The following is a 20231-nucleotide window of genomic DNA, read 5'->3' on the forward strand; positions in this document are numbered from 1 at the left end:
CGTGTGGCCGCCATCGACTGCGGGACCAACTCCATCCGTCTGCTGGTCGCCGACCTGCCCGACCCGGCGGCGGGGCCGGAGGCCCCGCTGGTCGACCTGGCCCGGCGGATGGAGATCGTCCGGCTCGGCCAGGGCGTCGACCGGACCGGCCGGCTGGCCCCCGAGGCGATCGAGCGGACCCGGGTGGCGCTGGCCGGGTACGCCGCCGAGATCGAGAAGCTGGGTGCCGAGCGGGTCCGGATGTGCGCCACCTCGGCCTCCCGGGACGCCTCCAACGCGGGTGACTTCCGGGCCATGGTGGAGCAGACCCTCGGCGTCGCCCCGGAGGTGGTCACCGGCGACGAGGAGGCCCGGCTCTCCTTCACCGGGGCGGTCCGTGGCCTGTCCACCGACGCCGAGCCGCCGTACCTGGTGGTGGACATCGGGGGCGGCTCGACCGAGTTCGTGGTGGGCACCCGCGAGGGTGGTGTGCGGGCGGCGATCTCGGTGGACATCGGCTGCGTCCGGATGACCGAGCGGCACCTGCACGGCGACCCGCCGACCCCGGCCGAGGTCGCCGCCGCGCAGGCCGACATCGCCGCCGCCGTCGACCGGGCGCTGGCGGCCGTCCCCGGCCGGGAGGCCGCCACCCTGATCGGCCTCGCCGGGTCGGTCACCACCGTGGTCGCCATCGCCCAGGGCCTCCAGGCGTACGACCCGGAGCGCATCCACCACGCCCGGGTGCCGTACGACCGGGTGGCCGAGGTGACCGCCGACCTGCTGGCGCGGACCAGCGCGCAGCGGCTGGAGATCCCGGTGATGCACCCGGGGCGGGCGGACGTGATCGGGGCGGGCGCGCTGGTGCTGCGGGTGATCATGGAGCGGGCCGGGATGCCCTCGGTGATCGCCTCCGAGCACGACATCCTCGACGGCATCGCCTGGACCCTCCAGCCGCCCTCGAACTAGTCGGCCTCAAGGCGTTGATCAAGAGGTTTGCGTCAGGAATCTCGCGGCGGGTGACGCAAACCTCTTGATCAACACGGCTGGGCGAGGCAGGGCGGCTGGGCGAGGCAGGGCGGCTGGGCGAGGCAGGGCGGCTGGGCGAGGCAGGGCGGCTGGGCGAGGCAGGGCGGGCTTGGGTGGTGCGTTCTTGACGGTACTGCGCATTGCGCAGTAGTGTGTGATGCGTGGACACCACACAACTGCTCAAGGGTGTGCTCGACCTGGCCGTGCTCGCCGTGTTGCGCGACTCCGACGGTTACGGCTACGACATCCTCCGCCGGCTCCGCGAGGCCGGCCTGGAGGAGGTCGGCGACGCCTCGGTCTACGGCACGCTGCGCCGACTCTTCGCCGCCGGCCTGCTCACCACGTACGTGGTGCCGAGCGAGTCCGGCCCGCACCGCAAGTACTACGCGCTCAACGCCGCCGGCCGTGACCAGCTCACCCGCTCCGGCAAGACCTGGCGCGCGTTCGCCACGACGATGGACCAACTGCTCGATGATCGGGGGATGGCGGCATGACCGTCAGTGGGCAGGAGATAACGGACTACGTGGAACGGGTGCGGGCCGCGCTGGCCGACCTGCCGCCGCAGTCCCGCGACGAGCTGACCGAGGACCTGCCGGAACACCTCGCCGAGGTCGCCGCCGAGGCCGACGGCTCGCTGGTCGACCGGCTGGGCACCCCCGAGGCGTACGCGGCCGAGCTGCGCGCCGCCGCCGGGGCGGGTGACCCGACGGCCGGCCGGCGGGCCCTGGAACGGCGGATCGCTGCCGCCCTGGGGCGGACCCGGGCCCGGGTCGCCCGGGTCGACGCCCGGGTCGGCCCACTGCTCGGGTACGCCACCGCGGGCGAGTTCCTCCGCCTGCTCCGCCCCGCCTGGTGGGTGGCCCGCGCCTACCTGGCCGCGATGCTGGTCACCGGCATCAGCACCGGCGGCCCGTTCGGCCTGTTGCCCCGGGTCGACGACAACGTGTTCGTCGGCCTGGCGCTGCTCGCCGGCCTGGTGTTCGTCTCCGTGTGGCTGGGCCGCCGCGCCGCCGAACTGCGTACCTGGCGGCGCTGGGCGTTGCACGCCAGCTCCGTGGGGTTGGCGCTGTTCGCGATCGGCGCGGTGGCCAACGTGGACGGCCACGCCCGCTCCGGCTCCGGCTACGGCTACGAGTCGATCTCCGTGCAGAACCCCTACGACCAGGTGCAGGACGTCTACGTCTACGACAGCGAGGGCCGGCTGGTGGAGAACGCCCGGCTCTTCGACCAGAACGGCACCCCGATCCGGCTCGGCTGGCCGGCCTGCGACGATCCTGCCCTGCCGGACGTCAACCCGGTGCAGCGCGGCTACCCGTACTGCCCGGAGCAGGCGCCGTTCCGGCCGCGTCCGCCGGCCGTCGCCCCGCTGCCGCCCGGGTGGACCAGCGCGACGGCCGACCCGAGTGCCTCGCCGACGCAGGCCCCGCCCCGGGTGCTCCCGACGACCACCGACCCGGGCGCTCCCGCTCCCACCGGGACGACGGCCTCGGTGAGTCCGTCCGCGACGCCGTCGGTGTCCGCGCCGCCGGCCGAGCCCACGGCCACACCCACCCGCTGACCGACCCTTCCTGGGAAATAGCTGAACGGACGATAGGAACGGGACAGCGCGCGCTGATCTTCGTCGCTACGGTGTCGTCTGCTCATTCACCCCTCGGAAGGAAACCCCGTGTCAGAGCAGGCCGCAACGCCCCCCGCCCCGCAGGCCGGGCAGCCCGAGCCGGTCGCCCCGGTGCCCGCCGTCGAGCCGCAGCCGGAGCAGCCGCAGCCGCAGCAGCCGGAGCAGCCGAAGGGCGGCGGCGCGAAGAAGGCGCTCGGCATCATCGTCGCGATCGTCGCGTTCCTGGTCGTCGCGGCCCTGAAGTTCGGTGTGGGCACGGCGATCGGCAACTTCCTCAACCCCGACGAGACGGCCGAGGCGAAGGCCGGCGACTGCATCGCCGAGCTGCCCGAGGTGACCGGCACCGAGGAGCGCTCGGTCAGCGACGCCAAGGTGGTCACGTGCACCTCGACGGAGGCCGTCTACAACGTGGTCGGCCGGGTGGACGACCAGACCGAGGCGCAGGCCAAGACGGGCAAGGCGTGCGAGCAGTACATCAAGGAGGGTGACGACGGCTACGTCTTCTACAACATCGCCCCGGGTGGCAAGGGCTACCTGCTCTGCCTGACCAAGAAGGTCTGACCGGCTGATCAGGAAGGCCGCGGAGCGGGCCGGAGCGGCGGCAACCGACGGCGGCGCGGAACCCCCGCGCCGCCGTCGACGTGTCCGGGGCTACCGGACGGTGAACGCGAGGTATATGCCACTGTTCCGGCATCTTCCCGGCGCGCTCACGGCGTGGCAGGCTACCGGCACGTAGGAACACCCTGCGACCAGCCAACGATGACTGACCGACAGGAGGACGGGCCGATGGGCGAGATGGTGAGCTACCGCAGCAACGGGGGAACCAGCGAGGGGTATCTCGCGATACCCGCCAGCGGTGCGGCCAGCCCGGCGGTCATCGTCATCCAGGACTGGTGGGGCCTGGTGCCGCACATCCGGTCGGTCACGGACCGTTTCGCCGAGGCGGGTTTCGTCGCCCTGGCCCCCGACTTCCGGCACGGCCAGCCGGCCAGCAAGCCGAGCGAGCCCCGGCAGATGCTGAACAGCACCCAGATGGACGAGGCGGCGGCCGACATCGCCGTCGCAGCGGAATACCTGGCCGGGCGGCCCGAGGTGACCGGCAAGGCCGGCTGCGCCGGGTTCTGCGCCGGTGCCAGCCTGGCCCTCTGGGCGGCCACCCGATCGGAGCGGATCGTCGCCACCGCCGCCTTCTACCCCCGTCTGCCGTGGGAGGGCATGGCCACCGAGTGGGCCGACTACGCGGGCAAGGCCGCCGTCGTGCACTGCTCCGAGGCCGACGGTCTGTCCGCCGCGGACGGCGTACAGACCGTTCGCCGGGCCGTCGAGCACGCCGGGGGCACCTGCCAGACGCACGACTACCCGGGCACCGCGCACGCGTTCTTCAACGAGGACCGGCCGGAGAACTTCGACCAGCGGGCCGCCGCCACCGCCTGGGCCCGCACCCTGGAACTCTTCCGGGCCAAGCTTGGCTGAACCCCGTACCCCCGACGAGGTGGTCGCCCGCGCCGCGCGGGCGACCGACCTGACCGACCTCGACGGCGCGGTCAGCGACTGCTTCGCCTGCCCGCGCCTGGTCACCTGGCGGGAGGAGGTCGCCCGGACGAAGCGGGCGGCCTTCCGCGACCAGGAGTACTGGGGCCGGCCGGTGCCCGGCTTCGGCGCGCCGGACAACCGCACCGGACCGGGCGGATCGGGCGCGCCCGCCGCGACGACGGCGGCCCCCCGGATCGCCATCCTCGGCCTGGCCCCGGCCGCGCACGGTGGCAACCGGACCGGGCGGATCTTCACCGGGGACCGCTCCGGCGACGTGCTCTTCGCCGCGCTGCACCGCGCCGGGCTGGCCAACCAGCCGACCAGTGTGGCCGCCGACGACGGTCTCACGCTGACCGACACCCGGATCTTCGCCGCCGTCCGGTGCGCGCCGCCGGACAACCGGCCCACCCCGGCCGAGCGGGACACCTGCGCCCCGTGGCTGCACCGGGAGATCGCGCTGATCCGGCCTACCCTGCGGGTGGTGGTCGCGCTGGGTGCCTTCGCCTGGGCCGCCTGGTGGCCGGTGCTACGCCAGGTGTACGGAATCCGCCCGCCCAGCCCGCGACCGGTCTTCGGCCATGGGGCACACTGGTCCGGGTCGGCCGCCCCCCAACTGCTCGGTTGCTACCACGTCAGCCAGCAGAACACCTTTACGGGACGGTTGACGCCGGAGATGCTGGACGATGTGTTCGCCCGGGCGAAACAGCTCGCCGGGGCGGACTGAGCTGCGTGGGGCGGTGGCGATGGACCTCGGCGTACTGCGCAGGTGGTGGCCCGTCGCCGCGGTGACGCTGCTGCTCGCCGCCGCCGCGCTGGCCGCCGGGCACTCGTCGATCGGGGCCAGCCGCATCCCGCCGGCCGCCGACAACATCCCGTACGTCCCGGACTACCCCACCGGTGAGCCGGCCGCGTCCATTCCGGTCGAACCACGTACCGGCGCGGAGCAGACCCAGCCGAGCGTGCCGCAGTGGATCGCGACGGCGGCGATCGTCCTGCTCGGGCTCGCCGTCCTGGCCGCCTTCGGCTACCTGGCCTGGACGCTGGTCCGGGGCGCGCTGCGCCGTACCACCCGGGCGATCCCCGCCGCCCGGGCCCGGCGTACCGCCGAGGGCACCGCCCGAGAGGTGGTGGCCGCCCTCGACGCCGGCCTGGAGGAGTTGGACGACGCCGACACCGACCCGCGCACCGCGGTCATCGCCTGCTGGGTCCGGCTGGAGGAGGCGGCCACCGAGGCCGGGGTGCCGAGGCGTACCGGGGACACCCCGACCGACCTGGTCACCCGGCTGCTGCGCGGCGACCCGGCGGCCGGTGTGCCCGCCATCGCCAGCGCCGACGTGCTGGACGGCTTCGCCCACGTCTACCGCGAGGCCCGGTACGCCACCCACACCGTCGACGCGCGGATGCGCGACCAGGCCCGGGCGGCGCTGCGCCGGCTGCGCGGCGAACTCACCGCCCTGGCCACCGCGGCCGGGGAGGCGCCGGCGTGACCGCCCGTGAGACCGGCCCCGGGGAGGTGCCGGCGTGAGCGAGCGGACCGGTCTGGACGACCTGCTCAGCTTCGAGGAGGAGCCGCCGGCCGCACCGGGGCGGGCCCGGGGCGGACGGGCCCGGTGGGTGTTCCGCGTCCTCGCCACCGCCGCCGCGCTGACCGCCGTGGTCCTGGTCTGCCTGCGCGCGGTCGGCCTCCAACTGTCGATCTGGATCGTGGTGGCCGGCGTGCTGGCGGTGCTCGCCGTCCGCCGGGTCACCGGCGCGCTGGCCCCGCCACCGCCGCCCCGGGCCGGCGGTCGGGCCCCCACCGGAGAGGAACCCGGCGCGTACAACTGGGGTGCCCGGGACGCGCTGCGCGCCGCCATCAACGGCTGGGAACGACCGCTGGACTGGTCCTCGGGCAACCGGGAGCGGTTCACCGAGCGGATCCTGCCCCGCCTCGGCGAACTGGCCGACGAGCGGCTGCGCCAGCGCCACGGCCTGACCCGGGACTCCGACCCGGCGCGCGCCCGCGCCCTGCTCGGGGACCCGCTGTGGAGCTTCCTGAGCACCCCCTCCCGCCGTCCCCCGTCGCCGCGCGACCTCGCGGCGATCGTCGCCGAACTGGAGAAGATCTGATGAACGACGTGGACCGCAGCATCCCCGCCACGGAGGTCGGCCACCTGGCCCGGGCGGTGCTGGACGCGGTCGGCACGGTCGTGGTCGGCAAGCGGGAGTCCCTGGAACTGGTGCTCGCCGGCATCCTGGCCGGCGGGCATGTGCTCCTGGAGGACCTGCCCGGGTTGGGCAAGACGCTGACCGCGCGCTCCTTCGCCCAGGCCCTCGGGCTGGACTTCCGCCGGCTCCAGTTCACCCCGGACCTGCTCCCCGCCGACGTCACCGGCTCGTTCCTCTACGACCAGCGCAGCGGCGACTTCTCCTTCCGGGCCGGCCCGGTCTTCACCAACCTGCTGCTCGCCGACGAGATCAACCGGACCCCGCCGAAGACCCAGTCGGCGCTGCTGGAGGCGATGCAGGAGAAGCAGGTCTCGGTCGAGGGCGTCACGTACCGGCTGGACGAGCCGTTCCACGTGCTCGCCACCGCCAACCCGATCGAGTACGAGGGGACGTACCCGCTGCCCGAGGCGCAGCTCGACCGGTTCCTGCTGCGGGTGTCGTTCGGCTACCCGGAGCGCGAGGAGGAGTGGGACGTGCTGCGCCGGCGGATGGCCCGCCGCCGCGAGGAGGCCGAGATCAAGCCGGTGGTCGACGCCGCCACCCTGCGGGCCATGCAGGCGGCGCTGGAGGACGTGGTGGTGGAGGACTCCGTCGGCCGGTACATCGTGGAGTTGACCGCGGCCACCCGGGAACACCCGTCGGTGCTGGTCGGGGCGTCCCCGCGCGGTTCGCTGGCGCTGCTGCTGCTGGCCCGGGTCCGGGCCGTCTTCGCCGGCCGCGACTACGTGGTGCCGGAGGACGTCAAGGAGGTGGCCGCCCCCGCGCTGGCGCACCGGATCACGCTGCGTCCGGAGATGTGGCTGCGCCGGGTCGACCCGTCCTTCGTGGTCGGCGAGGTCCTGGCGCAGACCCCGGCCCCGGCCAGCGGCGCGCTGCCCAGCCACGCGGCCGGCCGGTCGGGGCGCTGATGGTCGTGGCTGACCGTCCGGAGCCGGCGGCGGGCTGGGCGCCCACCTGGGCGCTGGGCCGCGCGGTGCTGCTCACCGGGTTGCTGCTGATCGCCGCCGTGCTGTTCGGCCGGGTCGACCTGGTCGTGCTGGCCGCGCCGTTCGCGTTGGGCACCGCGTACGCGCTGCGCCGCCGGCCCACCGCCGCGCCGCAGCTCGACATCGTCGCCGACGACGCGCAGTTGGTCGAGGGCGGCGCGCTGTCCGGCACCGTCGTGGTCGGCAACCCGGACACCGTGTCGTACGACGTGGCGGTGGTGCGTACCCGGATCTCCCCGTGGCTGCGGGTGCGGCGGGCCGGGTTCGGCGGCACCGGGGTGGACGTCAGCCGCTCCGGTGGCGCGGACCGGCCCTTCGTCACGTCCATCCCCACCGGCACCGCCGTCGACCTGGAACTGGCCGGCAGCGCGCTGCGCTGGGGCCGGCATCCGATCGGCCCGGCCGGCGCCCGGGTCGCCGCCGCCGACGGGCTGCTGCTCTCCCGTGCCGTGATCACCGAGCCGGTGCGGATGCGGGTGTACCCGAAAACCGAGCCGTTCGAGGCGGTGGAGGCGATGCCCCGGGCGGCCGGGCTGGTCGGCGCGCACCACTCCCGCCGGCCGGGGGAGGGCGGCGAACTGGCCGGCGTCCGGGTCTTCGGGCCGGGGGACCGGCTGCGCCGGATCGACTGGCGGGTGTCGCTGCGCGCCCGGCAACTGCACGTGGCGGCCACCCTCTCCGACCGGGACGCCGAGGTGGTCGTCCTGCTCGACGTGCTGGCCGAGGCGGGCCGCTCCGGTGGGGTGGGCGGCGCGGCGTCGGTGCTGGACACCACGGTCCGGGCCGCCGCCGCGATCGCCGAGCACTACCTGCACCGGGGCGACCGGGTGTCCATGTTGGAGTACGGGCCGGCGGCCCGCCGGCTCCGCCCGGCCACCGGACGCCGGCAGTACCTGACCGTCCTGGAGTGGCTGCTCGACGTGCGCGCCGAGTCCTCCCCGCACGAGCCGTACGACCAGGTGTTCGGCCCGCAACTGCTCTCCGCCGACGCGCTGGTGGTGGTGCTCACCCCGCTGCTGGACGAGCGGTCCGCGCAGATGCTGGCCCGGCTGGCCCGGGGCGGCCGGTTCGTGGTGGCGGTGGACACCCTGCCGGCCGACCTCTCCCCGCCGGGGGACCGGGGCTGGGCGCCGGTGGCGTACCGGCTGTGGCGGTTGGACCGGGACACCATGATCGCCCAGCTCCGTGAGCACGGCGTGCCGGTGGTGGGCTGGGCCGGCGCGGGCAGCCTGGACCAGGTGCTGCGGGACGTGGCCCGCCTGGCGACCGCCCCGCGGGTCGGTGCCCGGTGAGCGCGCGGAACGCGGTGCCCGCCGCCGCGACCGAGGACGGCTGGCGGTGAGCAGCATGGTGGGTCAGCTCACCGAGCGGGTCCGGGCGCTGCGGACGGCCGTGAACCGGGTGGCTCTGGTCCCGCTGCTGGTCCGCGGTGGCGTCTTCCTGGTGACGCTGTCGGGCCTGCTGCTGGCGTACCCGGTGCAGATGTTCAGCGGCCGGTCGCTGCTGCTGCTGACGGTGGTGGCGGTGCTGCCGGCGACGGCCCCGCGCCGGGTGTGGCCCACCTTCGCCGCCCTGGTCACGGTCGGTGGTTGGGTGATCGCGTCGGCCGGCTACGACCGGCCGATCGCGTTGTGGCGGCTGCTGGCCGTGGCGACCCTGCTCTACCTGGCGCACACCCTCTGCGCGCTGGTCGCGGTGCTGCCGTACGACGGGGTGGTCGACCCGGACGTGGTGCTGCGCTGGCTCGGCCGGGCCGGTGCGGTGGTGCTGGCGAGCGCGGTGATCGGCGTCCTGCTGGCCTGGTTGGGGGACTTCGGCCCGGATGACGGTTTCCAGGCGGCCACCGTGGCCGGACTGCTGGTGGCGGTGGGCCTGAGCGGGTTGCTGGGCTGGCTGCTGCGTCGCAGATAGCGGGACGCGCACGGGACGTCGTGCAGGTCACAGGTGTTGTGCTCCGTCACAGATGGGGGTCTCGAACGGGATTAGCGGAGCCGCCCGGGGAAAGATAGATGGCGTGAATCCGAAGCGGATCCTTGTCGTGGGTGCCGGGCACGTGGGCCTGTACGCCGCTCTGCGCCTGTCCAAGAAGCTGAGCTCCCGTGAGGCCGAGGTCGTCGTCGTCGACCCGCAGCCGCACATGACGTACCAGCCGTTCCTCCCCGAGGCGGCGGCCGGCAACATCTCGCCCCGGCACTCCGTGGTGCCGCTGCGGCGCGAGTTGCGCAAGTGCAAGGTCGTGGCGGGCACGGTGACTCGGATCGACCACGCCCGGAAGACCGCGGTGGTGCAGCCGATCGCCGGCCCGACCCGGGAGATCCCGTACGACCACGTGGTGGTGGCCCCCGGCTCGGTGTCCCGCACCCTGCCGATCCCCGGCCTGCACGAGCACGGCATCGGCTTCAAGACCATCGGCGAGGCCATCTACCTGCGCAACCACGTGCTGGACCGGCTCGACGTGGCCGCCGTCACGCCCGATGCGGACGTTCGGCGGTCCGCGCTGACGTTCACGTTCGTCGGTGGCGGCTACGCCGGCATCGAGGCGCTCGCCGAGATGGAGGACATGGCCCGGGACGCGCTGCGCTACTACCCGGAGTTGGAGCCGGCGGACATGCGCTGGGTGCTGGTCGAGGCGACCCAGCGGGTGCTGCCCGAGGTCGACCGGGACATGGGCGCCTACACCGTGCAGCAGTTGCTGAAGCGGAACATGGACATCCGCCTGGACACCCGGCTGGAGTCCTGCGTCGACGGCGTGGTGAAGCTCTCCGACGGCGACAGCTTCCGGTCGGACACCATCGTCTGGACGGCCGGCGTGAAGCCGTCGCCGATGCTCGACAAGACCGACTTCCCCCGGGACGAGCGGCGGCGGGTCACCTGCCTGCCGACCCTCCAGGTGGTGGACGGCGACCGGGTGGTCGACGGCGCGTGGAGCGCCGGCGACTGCGCCGCCGTGCCGGACCTGACCAAGGAGCCGGGGAACTACTGTTCGCCGAGCGCCCAGCACGCGGTGCGGCAGGCGGCCCGGATGGCCGACAACATCGTCAACGTGGTCCGGGGTCGTGAGCCGGTCGACTACAAGCACAAGCACGCGGGCAGCGTGGCCAGCCTCGGCCTGCACAAGGGCGTCGCCCAGGTGTACGGCGTGAAGATGAAGGGCTGGCCGGCCTGGTTCATGCACCGGACGTACCACATGAGCCGGATCCCGTCGTTCAACCGCAAGATCCGGGTCGTGGTCGACTGGTCGCTGGCCTTCTTCCTCAAGCGCGAGGTGGTCGCCCTCGGCCAGCTCCACGACCCGCGTGAGGAGTTCGCCGAGGCGTCGCAGCCGATCGCCGTCATCCGCAAGGCGGCCTGACGGCCGCAGCGGTCGTGGAAAGCCCCTCCCCGGACCGGGGAGGGGCTTTCGGCATCACCCGGCGGTCGGCCGGCGCGGGCAGGCCGGTGGCCGGGTCGCGGTCGGTCGCCGTCCGGGCGTGCCGCGACAGCGGTCGCGGGGTACGCCGGGTCGGCCCGGAACGGCTACGGTGACACTGCACCGTCGCGTGTCGACGCGGTGCGGCACCCCGCCCGGGTGGTGGAACGGCAGACACGGCCGCCTTAAAAGCGGCTGCCGCAAGGCGTGCGGGTTCGACCCCCGCCCCGGGCACCCCACACTCTCAGCTTTCCCACAGCTTCCCGGTCGTACCGGCCTGGACGCGGCCGTTTACCCTGGAAGCGCACGTTTGCGTGCGACGAGACCCCCTGAGGGAGGCCTGACAGTGAAGACCTCGAACCCGGTGCTCGCCCGGCTCGGCCAAGCGGCCGAGCGGGAGCGTTCCGCCGGGTACGCCCAGCCCGGGCCGTCCGGATACGGACAGCCCGGCATTCCCCAGCAGTATCCGGGGCAGCCCGGGTACCCGGTCGCCCCGACGGTGTCGGGCACGATGACGGTCGACGACGTCGTCGTCAAGAGCGTCGCGCTCCTGGCCATCCTCGGCGTCTCCGCCGCAGCCGCCTGGATCATGGTGCCGGACGCGCTGCTCGGCGTCGCCTGGATCGGCGCCGCGGTGGTCGGCCTGGTCCTCGGCCTGATCATCTCGTTCTCCCGGATCGCCAACCCGGCGCTGGTCGTCGCGTACGCGATCGTCGAGGGCGCCTTCGTCGGCCTGGTCAGCAAGGTCTACGAGACCGCCTACCAGGGCATCGTGCTCCAGGCCGTGGTGGCCACCTTCGGCGTCTTCTTCGTGATGACCATGCTCTACAAGGCCCGGGTCATCCGGGCGACCCCGAAGTTCGTCAAGGGCATGATCGCCGTGATGGCGGGTCTCTTCGCCGTCATGCTGATCAACCTCGTGCTGTCCCTCTTCGGGGTCAACAGCGGCCTGCGCGACGGCAGCCCGCTGGCCATCGGGTTCAGCCTGGTCTGCATCGTGGTCGCCGCGCTGAGCTTCGTGCTCAGCTTCAAGGAGGTCGAGGACGGCGTCCGGATGGGGCTGCCGGCCCGCTATTCCTGGACGGCCGCGTTCGGCATCGTGGTCAGCCTGGTCTGGCTCTACCTGGAGCTGCTCCGCCTGATCAGCTACTTCCAGGGCGACGACTGACGGTTCTTCGCACCCGACGCCCGCCACCGCGACCCGCGGCGGCGGGCGCCGTCGTCTGCCCACCCCGCCGCCCCGGTCACCGCCGTCCGACCGTCCCGGCCGTTTGCCCGCCGCCGCCGGGCCGTCCGGGGCAGAGTGACACCAGGGGTACGCCGGGCGAGGAGGTGACGGTGCGCAGCGCCAATCCCGTACTGGACCGGCTGGACGACACCAGCCGGGCGCACCGGCTGCCGGCGGCGGGCGGCGCGGCGGCGGTCACCGTCGATGACGTGGTGGCGCGTACCGTCGGGCTGCTGCTGCTCACCGGGGTCACCGCGGCGGTGGCGTGGGTGGTCGTACCGCAGGCGGTGTGGCTCCCCGCCGCGCTGGCCGGCATCGCGCTCGCCGGCATCGCGCTGGTGCTGGTCATCTCGCTGCGGGGCCTCACCCACCCGGCCCCGATCATCGGGTACGCGCTGCTCCAGGGGCTGCTGCTCGGGGTGGCCAGCCGGGCGTTCGAACTGGTCTACCCCGGCATCGTGGCGCAGGCCGTGATCGGCACCTTCGGGGTGTTCCTCGGCATGGCGGTGCTCTACCGGGCCCGGGTTGTCCGGGCCACCCCGCGACTGGCCCGGCTGGTCGTCGGCACCCTGCTCGGCCTGCTCGCGGTCGTCGTGGCCAACCTCGTCGTCCGGCTGGTCACCGGCGGCCGGGGCCTGGACATCTACAGCCTCACCGGGGACGTCGGCTGGCTGTCGTACGCCTTCTCGGCGGTGGCGATCGTCGCGGGCGCGCTCAGCTTCGTCCTCGACTTCGACATGGTCGAGCGGTCGGTCCGTACCGGCCTGCCGCGCCGGTACGCCTGGCTGTGCGCGTTCGGCCTGCTGGTCGGGCTGGTCTTCCTGTACTGGCAGGTGCTGCGGCTGCTCAGCTACGTGCGCCGCTGACCGGGCCGGTGCGTAGACTCGCCGACGATGAGCGCAGCGGAGTTGGACCGGGCGGTGGACCTGCTGGTCCGGCAGGTGAGGCACTGGCAGCAGCCGCGCTGGGCGGCGAGCGCCGAGGGTGGCAACGTGTCCCGCGCCGACCTGGTGCACAAGCTGGTGCAGGAGATCGCCGACCTGGCGGCGGACGCGGAGGGCCAGCCACGTCGGGACGTACCCCGGTCGGTCAACCCGCTGGCGCTGCCCGACCAGCTCCGGGTGGTCGCGGCGGACCTGGTCGCCGCCGGCCCGCCGGAGCCGGTGCTGGCCGGGGCCGCCGCCACCGTGGCGGCCACCCGCTCGGTGCTCTGAGCCCCGGCCCACCACCGCCGTCAGGTCGGGCCCGGCGTCCCGGTCAGCTCAGCCGTTCGAGGACCATCGCCATGCCCTGGCCGCCACCGACGCACATGGTCTCCAGTCCGATGGTCCGGTCGTGCCACTCCAGGGCGTTGAGCAGGGTGCCGGTGATCCGGGCGCCGGTCATGCCGAACGGGTGGCCGACGGCGATCGCGCCGCCCATCACGTTGACCTTCTCCTCGGGGATGCCGAGCTGCCGGTAGGAGGGGATCACCTGGGCGGCGAACGCCTCGTTGATCTCGACCAGGTCCACGTCGGCGACGGTCATCCCGGCCCGCGCGAGGGCCTGCTTCGACGCCTCGACCGGGCCGAGCCCCATGATCTCCGGCGACAGGGCGGTGACGCCGGTGGAGACGATCCGGGCCAGCGGGGTGAGCCCCAGCTCCCCCGCCCGCTGGGCGCTCATCACCACCACGGCGGCGGCCCCGTCGTTGAGCGGGCAGCAGTTGCCGGCGGTGATCCGGCCGTCCGGGCGGAACACCGGCTTCAGGCCGGCCACCGCCTCCAGGGTGACCCCGGGACGCGGGCCGTCGTCGGTGCCGACCACGGTGCCGTCCGGGGTGGTGACCGGGGTGATCTCGCGGGCCCAGAAGCCGTCGGCGATCGCCTTCTCGGCGAGGTTCTGGCTGCGTACGCCGAACGCGTCCATGTCCTCCCGGGTGACGTCGTGGACCTGGGCGAGGTTCTCGGCGGTCTGTCCCATCGCCAGGTAGACGTCGGGGAGCTGGCCGTCCTCGCGCGGGTCGGTCCAGGTCGGCGCGCCGCCCTGGGCGCGGGCCTTCGACCGCTCGTGGGCGTCGGCGAACCGGGGGTTCTCCCAGCCGCCGCCGACCAGGGCCTGCGCCTCCGGTGGCAGGGTGTCGGAGTTGCCCCGGGCGTACCGGGACACCATCTCCACCCCGGCGGAGACGAAGACGTCGCCCTCGCCGGCCCGAATCGCGTGCATCGCCATCCGGGTGGTCTGCAACGACGACGCGCAGTAGCGGGTCAGCGTGGCGCCGGGCAGGCCGTCCAGGCCCATCAGGGTGGCGACCACCCGGGCCAGGTTGAAGCCCTGCTCGCCGCCGGGCAGCCCGCACCCGAGGTAGAGGTCGTCGATCGTGGTCGGGTCGAGCCCGGGGACCTTGTCCAGCGCGGCCTGGACGATGGTGGCGGCGAGGTCGTCCGGGCGGACCTCGCGCAGGGAACCCTTGAACGCGCGGCCGATGGGGGACCGGGCGGTGGCGACGATGACGGCGTCGCGGGACGACTCAATCGGCATGAACCAACGTTAACTCGCCGGTAACTTGGCGCGGAAGCGGGCCGCCCGGCGGGAAATGTCACCCCGGCGCGGCGGTCGGTGCGGGCGGGCCGCCCGGATCGGGGCGGCCGGCGGGGCGGATCAGTGGCGGGAGGCGACGTTGGCGGCGGCGGCGACCGCCGGCAGCAGGGCGTGCGCCCAGACCCGGTAACCGTCGGCGGACGGGTGGAAGCCGTCGTGGCACAGCGTCCCGGCGTCGGCCCGGAACACCGGCCCGGTCTCCGCGCCCAACTCGACCACCGTGCCACCGGCGTCGAGCACGGCGGCGGTCTGCGCCCGGGCGATCCGCCGGCCGGACCAGCCGATCACCTGCCGCAGCGGCGGGGCTACCGCCCGCACCGCGCCCAGGTCGGGACAGGTGCCGACGACGACCTCGACCTGCGCCTCGCGGAGCCGGCGTACCGCCGAGGCGAGGTACGCCGCGGCCTCGGCCGGGCGGCGCATCGCCGTGGCGTCGTTCGCGCCGATCAGCACCACCGCCACGTCCGGCCGGTCGCCGAGCAGCGCCCGGGCCACCTGGGTGGCCAGGTCGGTGGAGCGGGAACCGGAGACCCCGACGCTGGAGAGCTGCACCCGGCGACCGGTCGGACCCTCGGCCAGCAGGTGGGCGAGCTGCCCGCCGACCGTCTCGTCGAACCGGGCCACCCCGACGCCGAGCGCCGAGGAGTCGCCGAGCAGCACCAGCCGCAGCGGCGGGGCACCGGCCCGGCCGACCGTGGCCCGCAGGGCCAGGCCCAGCTCGGGCTGGGCGTAGCTGCGGTTACGGGCCGCCACCGCCTGGCCGGCGAGCACCGCCGCGCCGCCGATCGTCCCGGCGACCAGGGAGACGGCCGCGGCCTTGCCCAGCCGTACGGCCAGCGCGGCGCCGGCCGAACGCCCGGTCATGCTGTCACCACCTGGGGGCCGGTGTCGGTGGGGGCCGGTCCGGCGTCGCGCCCGGTGGTTCGCTCGTTGCGCTCGCTCATGCCAGTCCCTCCAGTTGGGGTGAGTCGGCGGGGCCGGGTTGCGGCACCGGGCCGACGCCGAACAAGGCTCGCCGGCGAAGCTGCGCCCAGCGGCCGAACGGCCCGTGGTCGCGGCCCCGGACCTGGATGCCGCTGACCTCCGTGCCGGCGTGCCGGGCCGCCTCCTGAGCGGCCTGCGGCAGTGACCGTACCCCCTCGCCCCGGGCCAGCACCGGCCTGCGCTCCCCGCCGGTGCCGAGCGCCGCGAGCACGGTGGGCAGCAGCGCGGCGGCGGCCACCGCGTAGCCCTCGGCGGAGGGGTGGAACCGGTCCCAGGCGAACATCCGGGTCGGCTCGGCGGCGAACCGGGGGCCGAGTATGTCGCCGAGGGAGACCGTCCAGCCGCCCGCCTCGACCACCGCGACCGTCTGGGCGGCGGCGAGCTGCCGACTCCAACGCCGGGCCAGCCAGCGCAGCGGAGGCTGGATGGGTTGGATCGCGCCCAGGTCGGGGCAGGTGCCGACGATCACCTCACAGCCGGCGGCGCGCAGCGTGCGGACCGCGTCCACCAGGTAGCGGACCGCCACGGTGGGCGGCGTGCGGTTGGTGACGTCGTTGCCGCCGACCAGGATCACCGCCACGTCCGGTGCGCACTCCAGCGCCGCCTCGACCTGCGGCCTGAGCCCGGCCGAGAGCGCGCCGACCACGGCGAACCGGCGCACCCGGACGGACCGGTGCAGCCGGCGGGACAGCCCGGTGGCCAGCAGCGAACCCAGGGTCTCCCGGCGGCGCAGCACGCCGTAGCTGGCCGCCGAGGAGTCGCCGAGGATCACCATGGTCAGCGCCGACCCGGGGATCTTGGCACCGTAGAGGCCGTCGCAGCGGGGCGGCGGCGCCTCCGCCATCGGGATGGTGCGGCGGGCCTGCCGTGCCTGGCCGAGCAGCACCCCGCCGGTCGCGGCGAAGGCCGCCGCGGTGGCACCCGTGCCGATCGCCGCCATCCGGACGATCTGCCGGGCGCGTTGCCAGCGCGGACCAACAGGTACGACGGAACCAGCCACCCCCATACCGCGACATTATCGCGCCGGAACGACACCCCGCTTCCGTCAGGAAGCCCAGTTCATGGCTGGGCGACGGCGGTTCTGGGTACCCCGTCCCGTGACGGGCCACGGCGCGCGGCCGGGCCGCCGCAGGTGACGACGGCTTGCGCCGGGGCGTCACGCTGTTCGGTGGAGAGGGGCTTGACACGATGGGTAAGACGTTGAAGCGGAGCGCGGCCTTCACCGCGCTGGCCCGGGCGCTGGCGGCCGGGGCCCGGGGTGGCCCGTCGCTGGGCACCCGGTTGGCGGCGCTGCCCCGGATGATCCGGGCCACCGCCCGGGGCGAGTACGACGGCGGGCTGCGGATCGCGCTGATGACCGCAGCGACGGCGTACATCGTCTCGCCGATCGACCTGATCCCGGAGTTCCCGCTGGGGATCTTCGGCCTGGCCGACGACGCGGTCATGGTCACCTGGCTGGCCGGCAGCGTGCTCGCCGAGACCCAGCGCTTCCTGGAGTGGGAGGCACACCGCAGCTCCGTGGTCCCGGGACAGGTGATCCCCTGACGGGACGTACCCTGGGCGTCGAACGAACACGTCTGCCAGGCCGCCGTCGCCGGCGCCGCAACGAAGGGCACAACGAGGTGCAGTACTACGACAACGTCGTCGACCTGATCGGCAACACCCCGCTGGTGCGGCTGCGCAACGTCACCGAGGGCATCCGGGCGACCGTGCTGGCGAAGGTGGAGTACCTCAACCCGGGCGGCTCGGTGAAGGACCGGATCGCGCTGCGGATGGTGGAGGACGCCGAGGCCGCGGGCATCCTGAAGCCCGGGGGCACCATCGTCGAGCCGACCAGCGGCAACACCGGCGTCGGCCTGGCCCTGGTGGCCCAGCTCAAGGGCTACAAGTGCGTCTTCGTCTGCCCGGACAAGGTCAGCCAGGACAAGCAGGACGTGCTGCGCGCGTACGGCGCCGAGGTGGTGGTCTGCCCGACCGCCGTCGCGCCGGAGGACCCGCGTTCCTACTACAACGTCTCCGACCGGCTGGCCCGGGAGATCCCCGGCGCGTGGAAGCCCGACCAGTACAGCAACCCGGCGAACCCGCGCTCGCACTACGAGACCACCGGCCCGGAGCTGTGGAAGCAGACCGAGGGGGAGATCACCCACTTCGTCGCGGGCGTCGGCACCGGCGGCACCATCTCCGGCATCGGCCGCTACCTGAAGGAGGCCTCCGACGGCCGGGTGAAGGTCGTCGGCGCGGACCCGGAGGGCTCGGTCTACTCCGGTGGCACCGGCCGGCCGTACCTGGTCGAGGGCGTCGGTGAGGACTTCTGGCCGCAGACGTACGACCGGGGCGTCGCCGACGAGATCATCGAGGTCTCCGACAAGTCGTCCTTCGAGATGACCCGGCGACTGGCCCGCGAGGAGGGGCTGCTGGTCGGCGGCTCCTGCGGAATGGCCGTGGTGGCCGCGCTGGAGGTGGCCCGCGCCGCCGGGCCCGACGACGTGGTCGTGGTGCTGCTGCCGGACAGCGGCAAGGGCTACCTGTCGAAGATCTTCAACGACGACTGGATGGCCCGGTACGGCTTCCTGGAGCACTCCGGCAGCGAGCCGACCGTGGCGGACGCGCTGGCGAGCAAGCCGGGTGGGCTGCCCGAGCTGGTGCACGTCCACCCGACCGAGACCGTCCGGGACGCCATCGACTACATGCGCGAGTACGGCGTCTCCCAGCTCCCGGTGCTCAAGGCCGAGCCGCCGGTGGTCACCGGTGAGGTGGCCGGCTCGATCGCCGAGCGGGACCTGCTCGACGCCCTCTTCACCGGGCAGGCGCACCTGCACGACACCCTCGAACGGCACATGGGCGCGCCGCTGCCGATGATCGGTGGCGGGCAGCCGGTGAGCGAGGCGGTCGGCCTGCTGGAGAAGTCCGACGCCGCGCTGGTGCTGGTGGACGGCAAGCCCAAGGGCGTACTGACCCGGCAGGACCTGCTCGCCCACCTCGGCGCGCACTGACCCGACGGATCCCGACGAGGGGCCTCTTCCGCAGGGAGGGGCCCCTCGTCGCGTCCGCCCCACTGGCCGGCTCGGCCGGGCGCGGCGCTCAGAGCGGCCGGGCGTAGCGGAGCTGCGGGACGTACGCCGGGCCGATCCGCTCGTCGCGGGCCGCGCCGGTGGCCGACCAGCCGCCGCGCTCGTAGAACCGCCGGGCCGGTGTGTTGTCCCGCAGCACCCAGAGCACCGCCCCGGACCAGCCCCGCGCCCGCATCGCCGCCAGCGCGTCGGACATCAGCGCCCGGCCGGTGCCCCGGCCCCGTTCGGCCGGTTCGAGGTGGATGGCGTTGAGTAGCCCGGTCGTCGGGTCGCCCTCGTCGTCGGGCCCCAGGTAGCTGAAGCCGATCAACCGGCCGTCCCGTTCGGCGACCGTCATCCGGTGGTCGTCGCGCTCCCAGGCCCAGCGTTCCACCCAGTAGCCGCCCATCGCCTGCTCGGTCGGCTCGGCCAGCGCCTCCGCCGGCAGGAACGACGAGTACGCCGCCACCCGGGATCGCTGGTGCAGCGCCCCCACCGGCATCAGGTCGGCGACGGTGGCGGGACGGAACGTGACGGTCACCCGGCCGAGGCTACCCGCCGGGGCGGGACCGGCACGGTCATCAGGTCGTCGGCGATCACCAGGTCGCCGGCGAAGTGCTCCCGGGCCTCGTCGTGGAAGCGACCCGGGTCGGCGTACCGCTGGGAGAAGTGGGTGAGCACCAGCGTGCGTACCCCCGACTCGGCCGCCACCCGGGCGGCCTGGCCGGCGGTCAGGTGGCCGACCTCGGCGGCGAGCGCCGCCTCCGACGCCAGGAACGTCGACTCGATGACCAGCAGGTCGGCGTGCTCGGCCAGGGCGTACACCCCGTCGCAGAGGCCGGTGTCCATCACGAAGGCGAACCGCTGCCCCGGTCGGGTCACGCTCACCTCGTCCCGGGTGACGCGGCGTCCGCCGACCTCCAGGTGCCCGGCGCGCAGCAGCTCGCCCACCGCCGGCCCGGCGATCCCGTACGCGGACAGCCGCTCCGGCAGCATCCGGCAGCCGTCCGGCTCGACCAGCCGGTAGCCGTACGTCTCGACCGGGTGCCGCAGCCGGCGGGCCTCCAGCGTGCCGACACCGAGGGTGATCCGCTGCCCGTCGGCCTCGATCGGCGCGACGGCCAGCTCGGCGGTCTCGTGGAAGGAGCTGGCGTGCCGCAGCCGGGCGAAGTACTCGGCCCCGCCGGCCGGGAAGTGCACCGCCACCGGGTGTCGCACCCGGTCCAGGGAGAGCCGCTGGATGGTGCCGGGCAGGCCGAGGCAGTGGTCGCCGTGAAAGTGGCTGACGCAGATCCGGGTCAGGTCGGTGGCGGTGACCCCGGTGTGCAGGAGTTGCCGCTGGGTGCCCTCGCCCGGGTCGAAGAGGATGACCTCGTCGTCCCAGCGCAGCACGTACCCGTTGTGGTTGCGCCGCCGGGTGGGTGCCTGGCTGGCCGTGCCGAGCACCACCAGCTCACGCATGGACACGGAACTCTCCCCGGAGCTGAAGCGACCCCCGGGGCTTCCGCGCTCGCGCGCGGGCCGGCTGGACTGGGCCGGCACCCCGGGGGTCGGATGGCTGTCGTGGTTTCGCCGCACCGCTGCCACACGGTCTCGACGATGGTGCATCTTTGCCCGCCTCGCGGCGGAC

Annotated in this window: 21 protein-coding genes, 1 tRNA gene and 1 pseudogene; 18 read left to right on the forward strand and 5 right to left on the reverse strand. The window is 74.2% G+C overall.

Translation table 11 applies throughout. The annotated features are described in order from the left end of the window. Positions 1-3: 3 nt before the first annotated feature. From ACIQG9_RS03820 to ACIQG9_RS03895, 16 genes are all read left to right on the forward strand, one after another. Complete coding sequence (locus ACIQG9_RS03820) at positions 4-945, forward strand: exopolyphosphatase (protein WP_400398786.1); 942 nt, start codon at positions 4-6, stop codon at positions 943-945. A 221-nt stretch (positions 946-1166) separates the two neighbouring features. After that, positions 1167-1499 carry a PadR family transcriptional regulator gene (locus ACIQG9_RS03825; RefSeq protein WP_067307540.1) on the forward strand — a complete coding sequence of 111 codons (333 nt, stop codon included), beginning with the start codon at positions 1167-1169 and terminating at the stop codon, positions 1497-1499. Further along, positions 1496-2563: an HAAS signaling domain-containing protein gene (locus ACIQG9_RS03830; RefSeq protein WP_400398141.1), complete on the forward strand. Its 1068-nt coding sequence runs from the start codon at positions 1496-1498 to the stop codon at positions 2561-2563. The genes ACIQG9_RS03825 and ACIQG9_RS03830 overlap by 4 nt, the downstream gene beginning before the upstream one ends. 108 nt (positions 2564-2671) lie before the next feature. After that, positions 2672-3184, forward strand: coding sequence for a hypothetical protein (locus ACIQG9_RS03835; RefSeq protein ID WP_400398143.1), 513 nt, complete (start codon positions 2672-2674; stop codon positions 3182-3184). A gap of 225 nt (positions 3185-3409) precedes the next feature. Then, positions 3410-4096 carry a dienelactone hydrolase family protein gene (locus tag ACIQG9_RS03840; RefSeq protein ID WP_400398787.1) on the forward strand — a complete coding sequence of 229 codons (687 nt, stop codon included), beginning with the start codon at positions 3410-3412 and terminating at the stop codon, positions 4094-4096. Then, positions 4089-4880, forward strand: a complete 792-nt coding sequence (locus ACIQG9_RS03845) for a uracil-DNA glycosylase (RefSeq protein ID WP_400398144.1) — start codon at positions 4089-4091, stop codon at positions 4878-4880. Before ACIQG9_RS03840 ends, ACIQG9_RS03845 begins: the two co-directional genes overlap by 8 nt. Before the next feature lie 19 nt (positions 4881-4899). Next, positions 4900-5643, forward strand: coding sequence for a DUF4129 domain-containing protein (locus ACIQG9_RS03850; RefSeq protein WP_400398788.1), 744 nt, complete (start codon positions 4900-4902; stop codon positions 5641-5643). A gap of 34 nt (positions 5644-5677) precedes the next feature. Next, the gene (locus tag ACIQG9_RS03855; RefSeq protein ID WP_400398146.1) at positions 5678-6265 is read left to right on the forward strand and encodes a hypothetical protein; all 588 of its coding nucleotides are present in this window, start codon (positions 5678-5680) and stop codon (positions 6263-6265) included. Further along, positions 6265-7272, forward strand: coding sequence for an AAA family ATPase (locus ACIQG9_RS03860; RefSeq protein ID WP_400398147.1), 1008 nt, complete (start codon positions 6265-6267; stop codon positions 7270-7272). The genes ACIQG9_RS03855 and ACIQG9_RS03860 overlap by 1 nt, the downstream gene beginning before the upstream one ends. Further along, positions 7272-8642: a DUF58 domain-containing protein gene (locus ACIQG9_RS03865; RefSeq protein WP_400398149.1), complete on the forward strand. Its 1371-nt coding sequence runs from the start codon at positions 7272-7274 to the stop codon at positions 8640-8642. The genes ACIQG9_RS03860 and ACIQG9_RS03865 overlap by 1 nt, the downstream gene beginning before the upstream one ends. A gap of 58 nt (positions 8643-8700) precedes the next feature. Then, positions 8701-9261, forward strand: a complete 561-nt coding sequence (locus ACIQG9_RS03870) for a hypothetical protein (RefSeq protein ID WP_400398789.1) — start codon at positions 8701-8703, stop codon at positions 9259-9261. A 52-nt stretch (positions 9262-9313) separates the two neighbouring features. After that, on the forward strand, positions 9314-10702 hold the full coding sequence (locus tag ACIQG9_RS03875) for an NAD(P)/FAD-dependent oxidoreductase (protein WP_400398150.1): 1389 nt from the start codon (positions 9314-9316) through the stop codon (positions 10700-10702). Between the two features lie 210 nt (positions 10703-10912). Next, positions 10913-10993: transfer RNA gene (locus tag ACIQG9_RS03880), tRNA-Leu, on the forward strand. Between the two features lie 112 nt (positions 10994-11105). Further along, positions 11106-11927, forward strand: coding sequence for a Bax inhibitor-1/YccA family protein (locus ACIQG9_RS03885; protein ID WP_400398152.1), 822 nt, complete (start codon positions 11106-11108; stop codon positions 11925-11927). Positions 11928-12097: 170 nt separating this feature from the next. Next, positions 12098-12853, forward strand: a complete 756-nt coding sequence (locus ACIQG9_RS03890; RefSeq protein ID WP_400398153.1) for a Bax inhibitor-1/YccA family protein — start codon at positions 12098-12100, stop codon at positions 12851-12853. A 27-nt stretch (positions 12854-12880) separates the two neighbouring features. After that, positions 12881-13201 (forward strand): hypothetical protein, encoded by a 321-nt coding sequence (locus tag ACIQG9_RS03895; protein ID WP_400398155.1) that lies wholly within the window; start codon positions 12881-12883, stop codon positions 13199-13201. Positions 13202-13244: 43 nt separating this feature from the next. Here the strand turns inward: ACIQG9_RS03895 and ACIQG9_RS03900 are convergent, their stop codons facing one another. From ACIQG9_RS03900 to ACIQG9_RS03910, 3 genes and pseudogenes are all read right to left on the reverse strand, one after another. Next, positions 13245-14507: an acetyl-CoA C-acetyltransferase gene (locus ACIQG9_RS03900; protein ID WP_400398157.1), complete on the reverse strand. Its 1263-nt coding sequence runs from the start codon at positions 14505-14507 to the stop codon at positions 13245-13247. A gap of 120 nt (positions 14508-14627) precedes the next feature. Continuing rightward, complete coding sequence (locus ACIQG9_RS03905; RefSeq protein ID WP_400398159.1) at positions 14628-15431, reverse strand: SGNH/GDSL hydrolase family protein; 804 nt, start codon at positions 15429-15431, stop codon at positions 14628-14630. Next, a pseudogene (locus ACIQG9_RS03910) lies at positions 15428-16557 on the reverse strand (SGNH/GDSL hydrolase family protein). Before ACIQG9_RS03910 ends, ACIQG9_RS03905 begins: the two are co-directional and overlap by 4 nt. A 182-nt stretch (positions 16558-16739) precedes the next feature. Here ACIQG9_RS03910 and ACIQG9_RS03915 point away from each other — a divergent pair. Both ACIQG9_RS03915 and ACIQG9_RS03920 read left to right on the forward strand, forming a co-directional pair. Then, positions 16740-17096 carry a YkvA family protein gene (locus ACIQG9_RS03915; protein WP_400398160.1) on the forward strand — a complete coding sequence of 119 codons (357 nt, stop codon included), beginning with the start codon at positions 16740-16742 and terminating at the stop codon, positions 17094-17096. A 77-nt stretch (positions 17097-17173) separates the two neighbouring features. Beyond that, positions 17174-18544: a cystathionine beta-synthase gene (locus ACIQG9_RS03920; RefSeq protein ID WP_400398162.1), complete on the forward strand. Its 1371-nt coding sequence runs from the start codon at positions 17174-17176 to the stop codon at positions 18542-18544. 88 nt (positions 18545-18632) lie between these two features. Here the strand turns inward: ACIQG9_RS03920 and ACIQG9_RS03925 are convergent, their stop codons facing one another. Both ACIQG9_RS03925 and ACIQG9_RS03930 read right to left on the reverse strand, forming a co-directional pair. Then, on the reverse strand, positions 18633-19142 hold the full coding sequence (locus ACIQG9_RS03925) for a GNAT family N-acetyltransferase (RefSeq protein ID WP_400398164.1): 510 nt from the start codon (positions 19140-19142) through the stop codon (positions 18633-18635). Beyond that, the gene (locus ACIQG9_RS03930; RefSeq protein WP_400398166.1) at positions 19139-20068 is read right to left on the reverse strand and encodes a ribonuclease Z; all 930 of its coding nucleotides are present in this window, start codon (positions 20066-20068) and stop codon (positions 19139-19141) included. Before ACIQG9_RS03930 ends, ACIQG9_RS03925 begins: the two co-directional genes overlap by 4 nt. Positions 20069-20231: the final 163 nt, after the last annotated feature.

Origin of the sequence: Micromonospora sp. NPDC092111 (assembly GCF_044755745.1) — a bacterium.
In the GTDB taxonomy this organism is placed as follows: Bacteria; Actinomycetota; Actinomycetes; order Mycobacteriales; family Micromonosporaceae; genus Micromonospora.

What these genes read in the sequence shown, in the direction of transcription:
- ACIQG9_RS03830 (WP_400398141.1), top strand. Translation starts at nt 1,496, where the DNA reads ATGACCGTCAGTGGGCAGGAGATAACGGACTACGTGGAACGGGTGCGG.
- ACIQG9_RS03840 (WP_400398787.1), top strand. Translation starts at nt 3,410, where the DNA reads ATGGGCGAGATGGTGAGCTACCGCAGCAACGGGGGAACCAGCGAGGGG.
- ACIQG9_RS03850 (WP_400398788.1), top strand. Translation starts at nt 4,900, where the DNA reads ATGGACCTCGGCGTACTGCGCAGGTGGTGGCCCGTCGCCGCGGTGACG.
- ACIQG9_RS03860 (WP_400398147.1), top strand. Translation starts at nt 6,265, where the DNA reads ATGAACGACGTGGACCGCAGCATCCCCGCCACGGAGGTCGGCCACCTG.
- ACIQG9_RS03865 (WP_400398149.1), top strand. Translation starts at nt 7,272, where the DNA reads ATGGTCGTGGCTGACCGTCCGGAGCCGGCGGCGGGCTGGGCGCCCACC.
- ACIQG9_RS03875 (WP_400398150.1), top strand. Translation starts at nt 9,314, where the DNA reads ATGGGGGTCTCGAACGGGATTAGCGGAGCCGCCCGGGGAAAGATAGAT.
- ACIQG9_RS03895 (WP_400398155.1), top strand. Translation starts at nt 12,881, where the DNA reads ATGAGCGCAGCGGAGTTGGACCGGGCGGTGGACCTGCTGGTCCGGCAG.
- ACIQG9_RS03900 (WP_400398157.1), bottom strand. Translation starts at nt 14,507, where the DNA reads ATGCCGATTGAGTCGTCCCGCGACGCCGTCATCGTCGCCACCGCCCGG.
- ACIQG9_RS03905 (WP_400398159.1), bottom strand. Translation starts at nt 15,431, where the DNA reads ATGACCGGGCGTTCGGCCGGCGCCGCGCTGGCCGTACGGCTGGGCAAG.
- ACIQG9_RS03915 (WP_400398160.1), top strand. Translation starts at nt 16,740, where the DNA reads ATGGGTAAGACGTTGAAGCGGAGCGCGGCCTTCACCGCGCTGGCCCGG.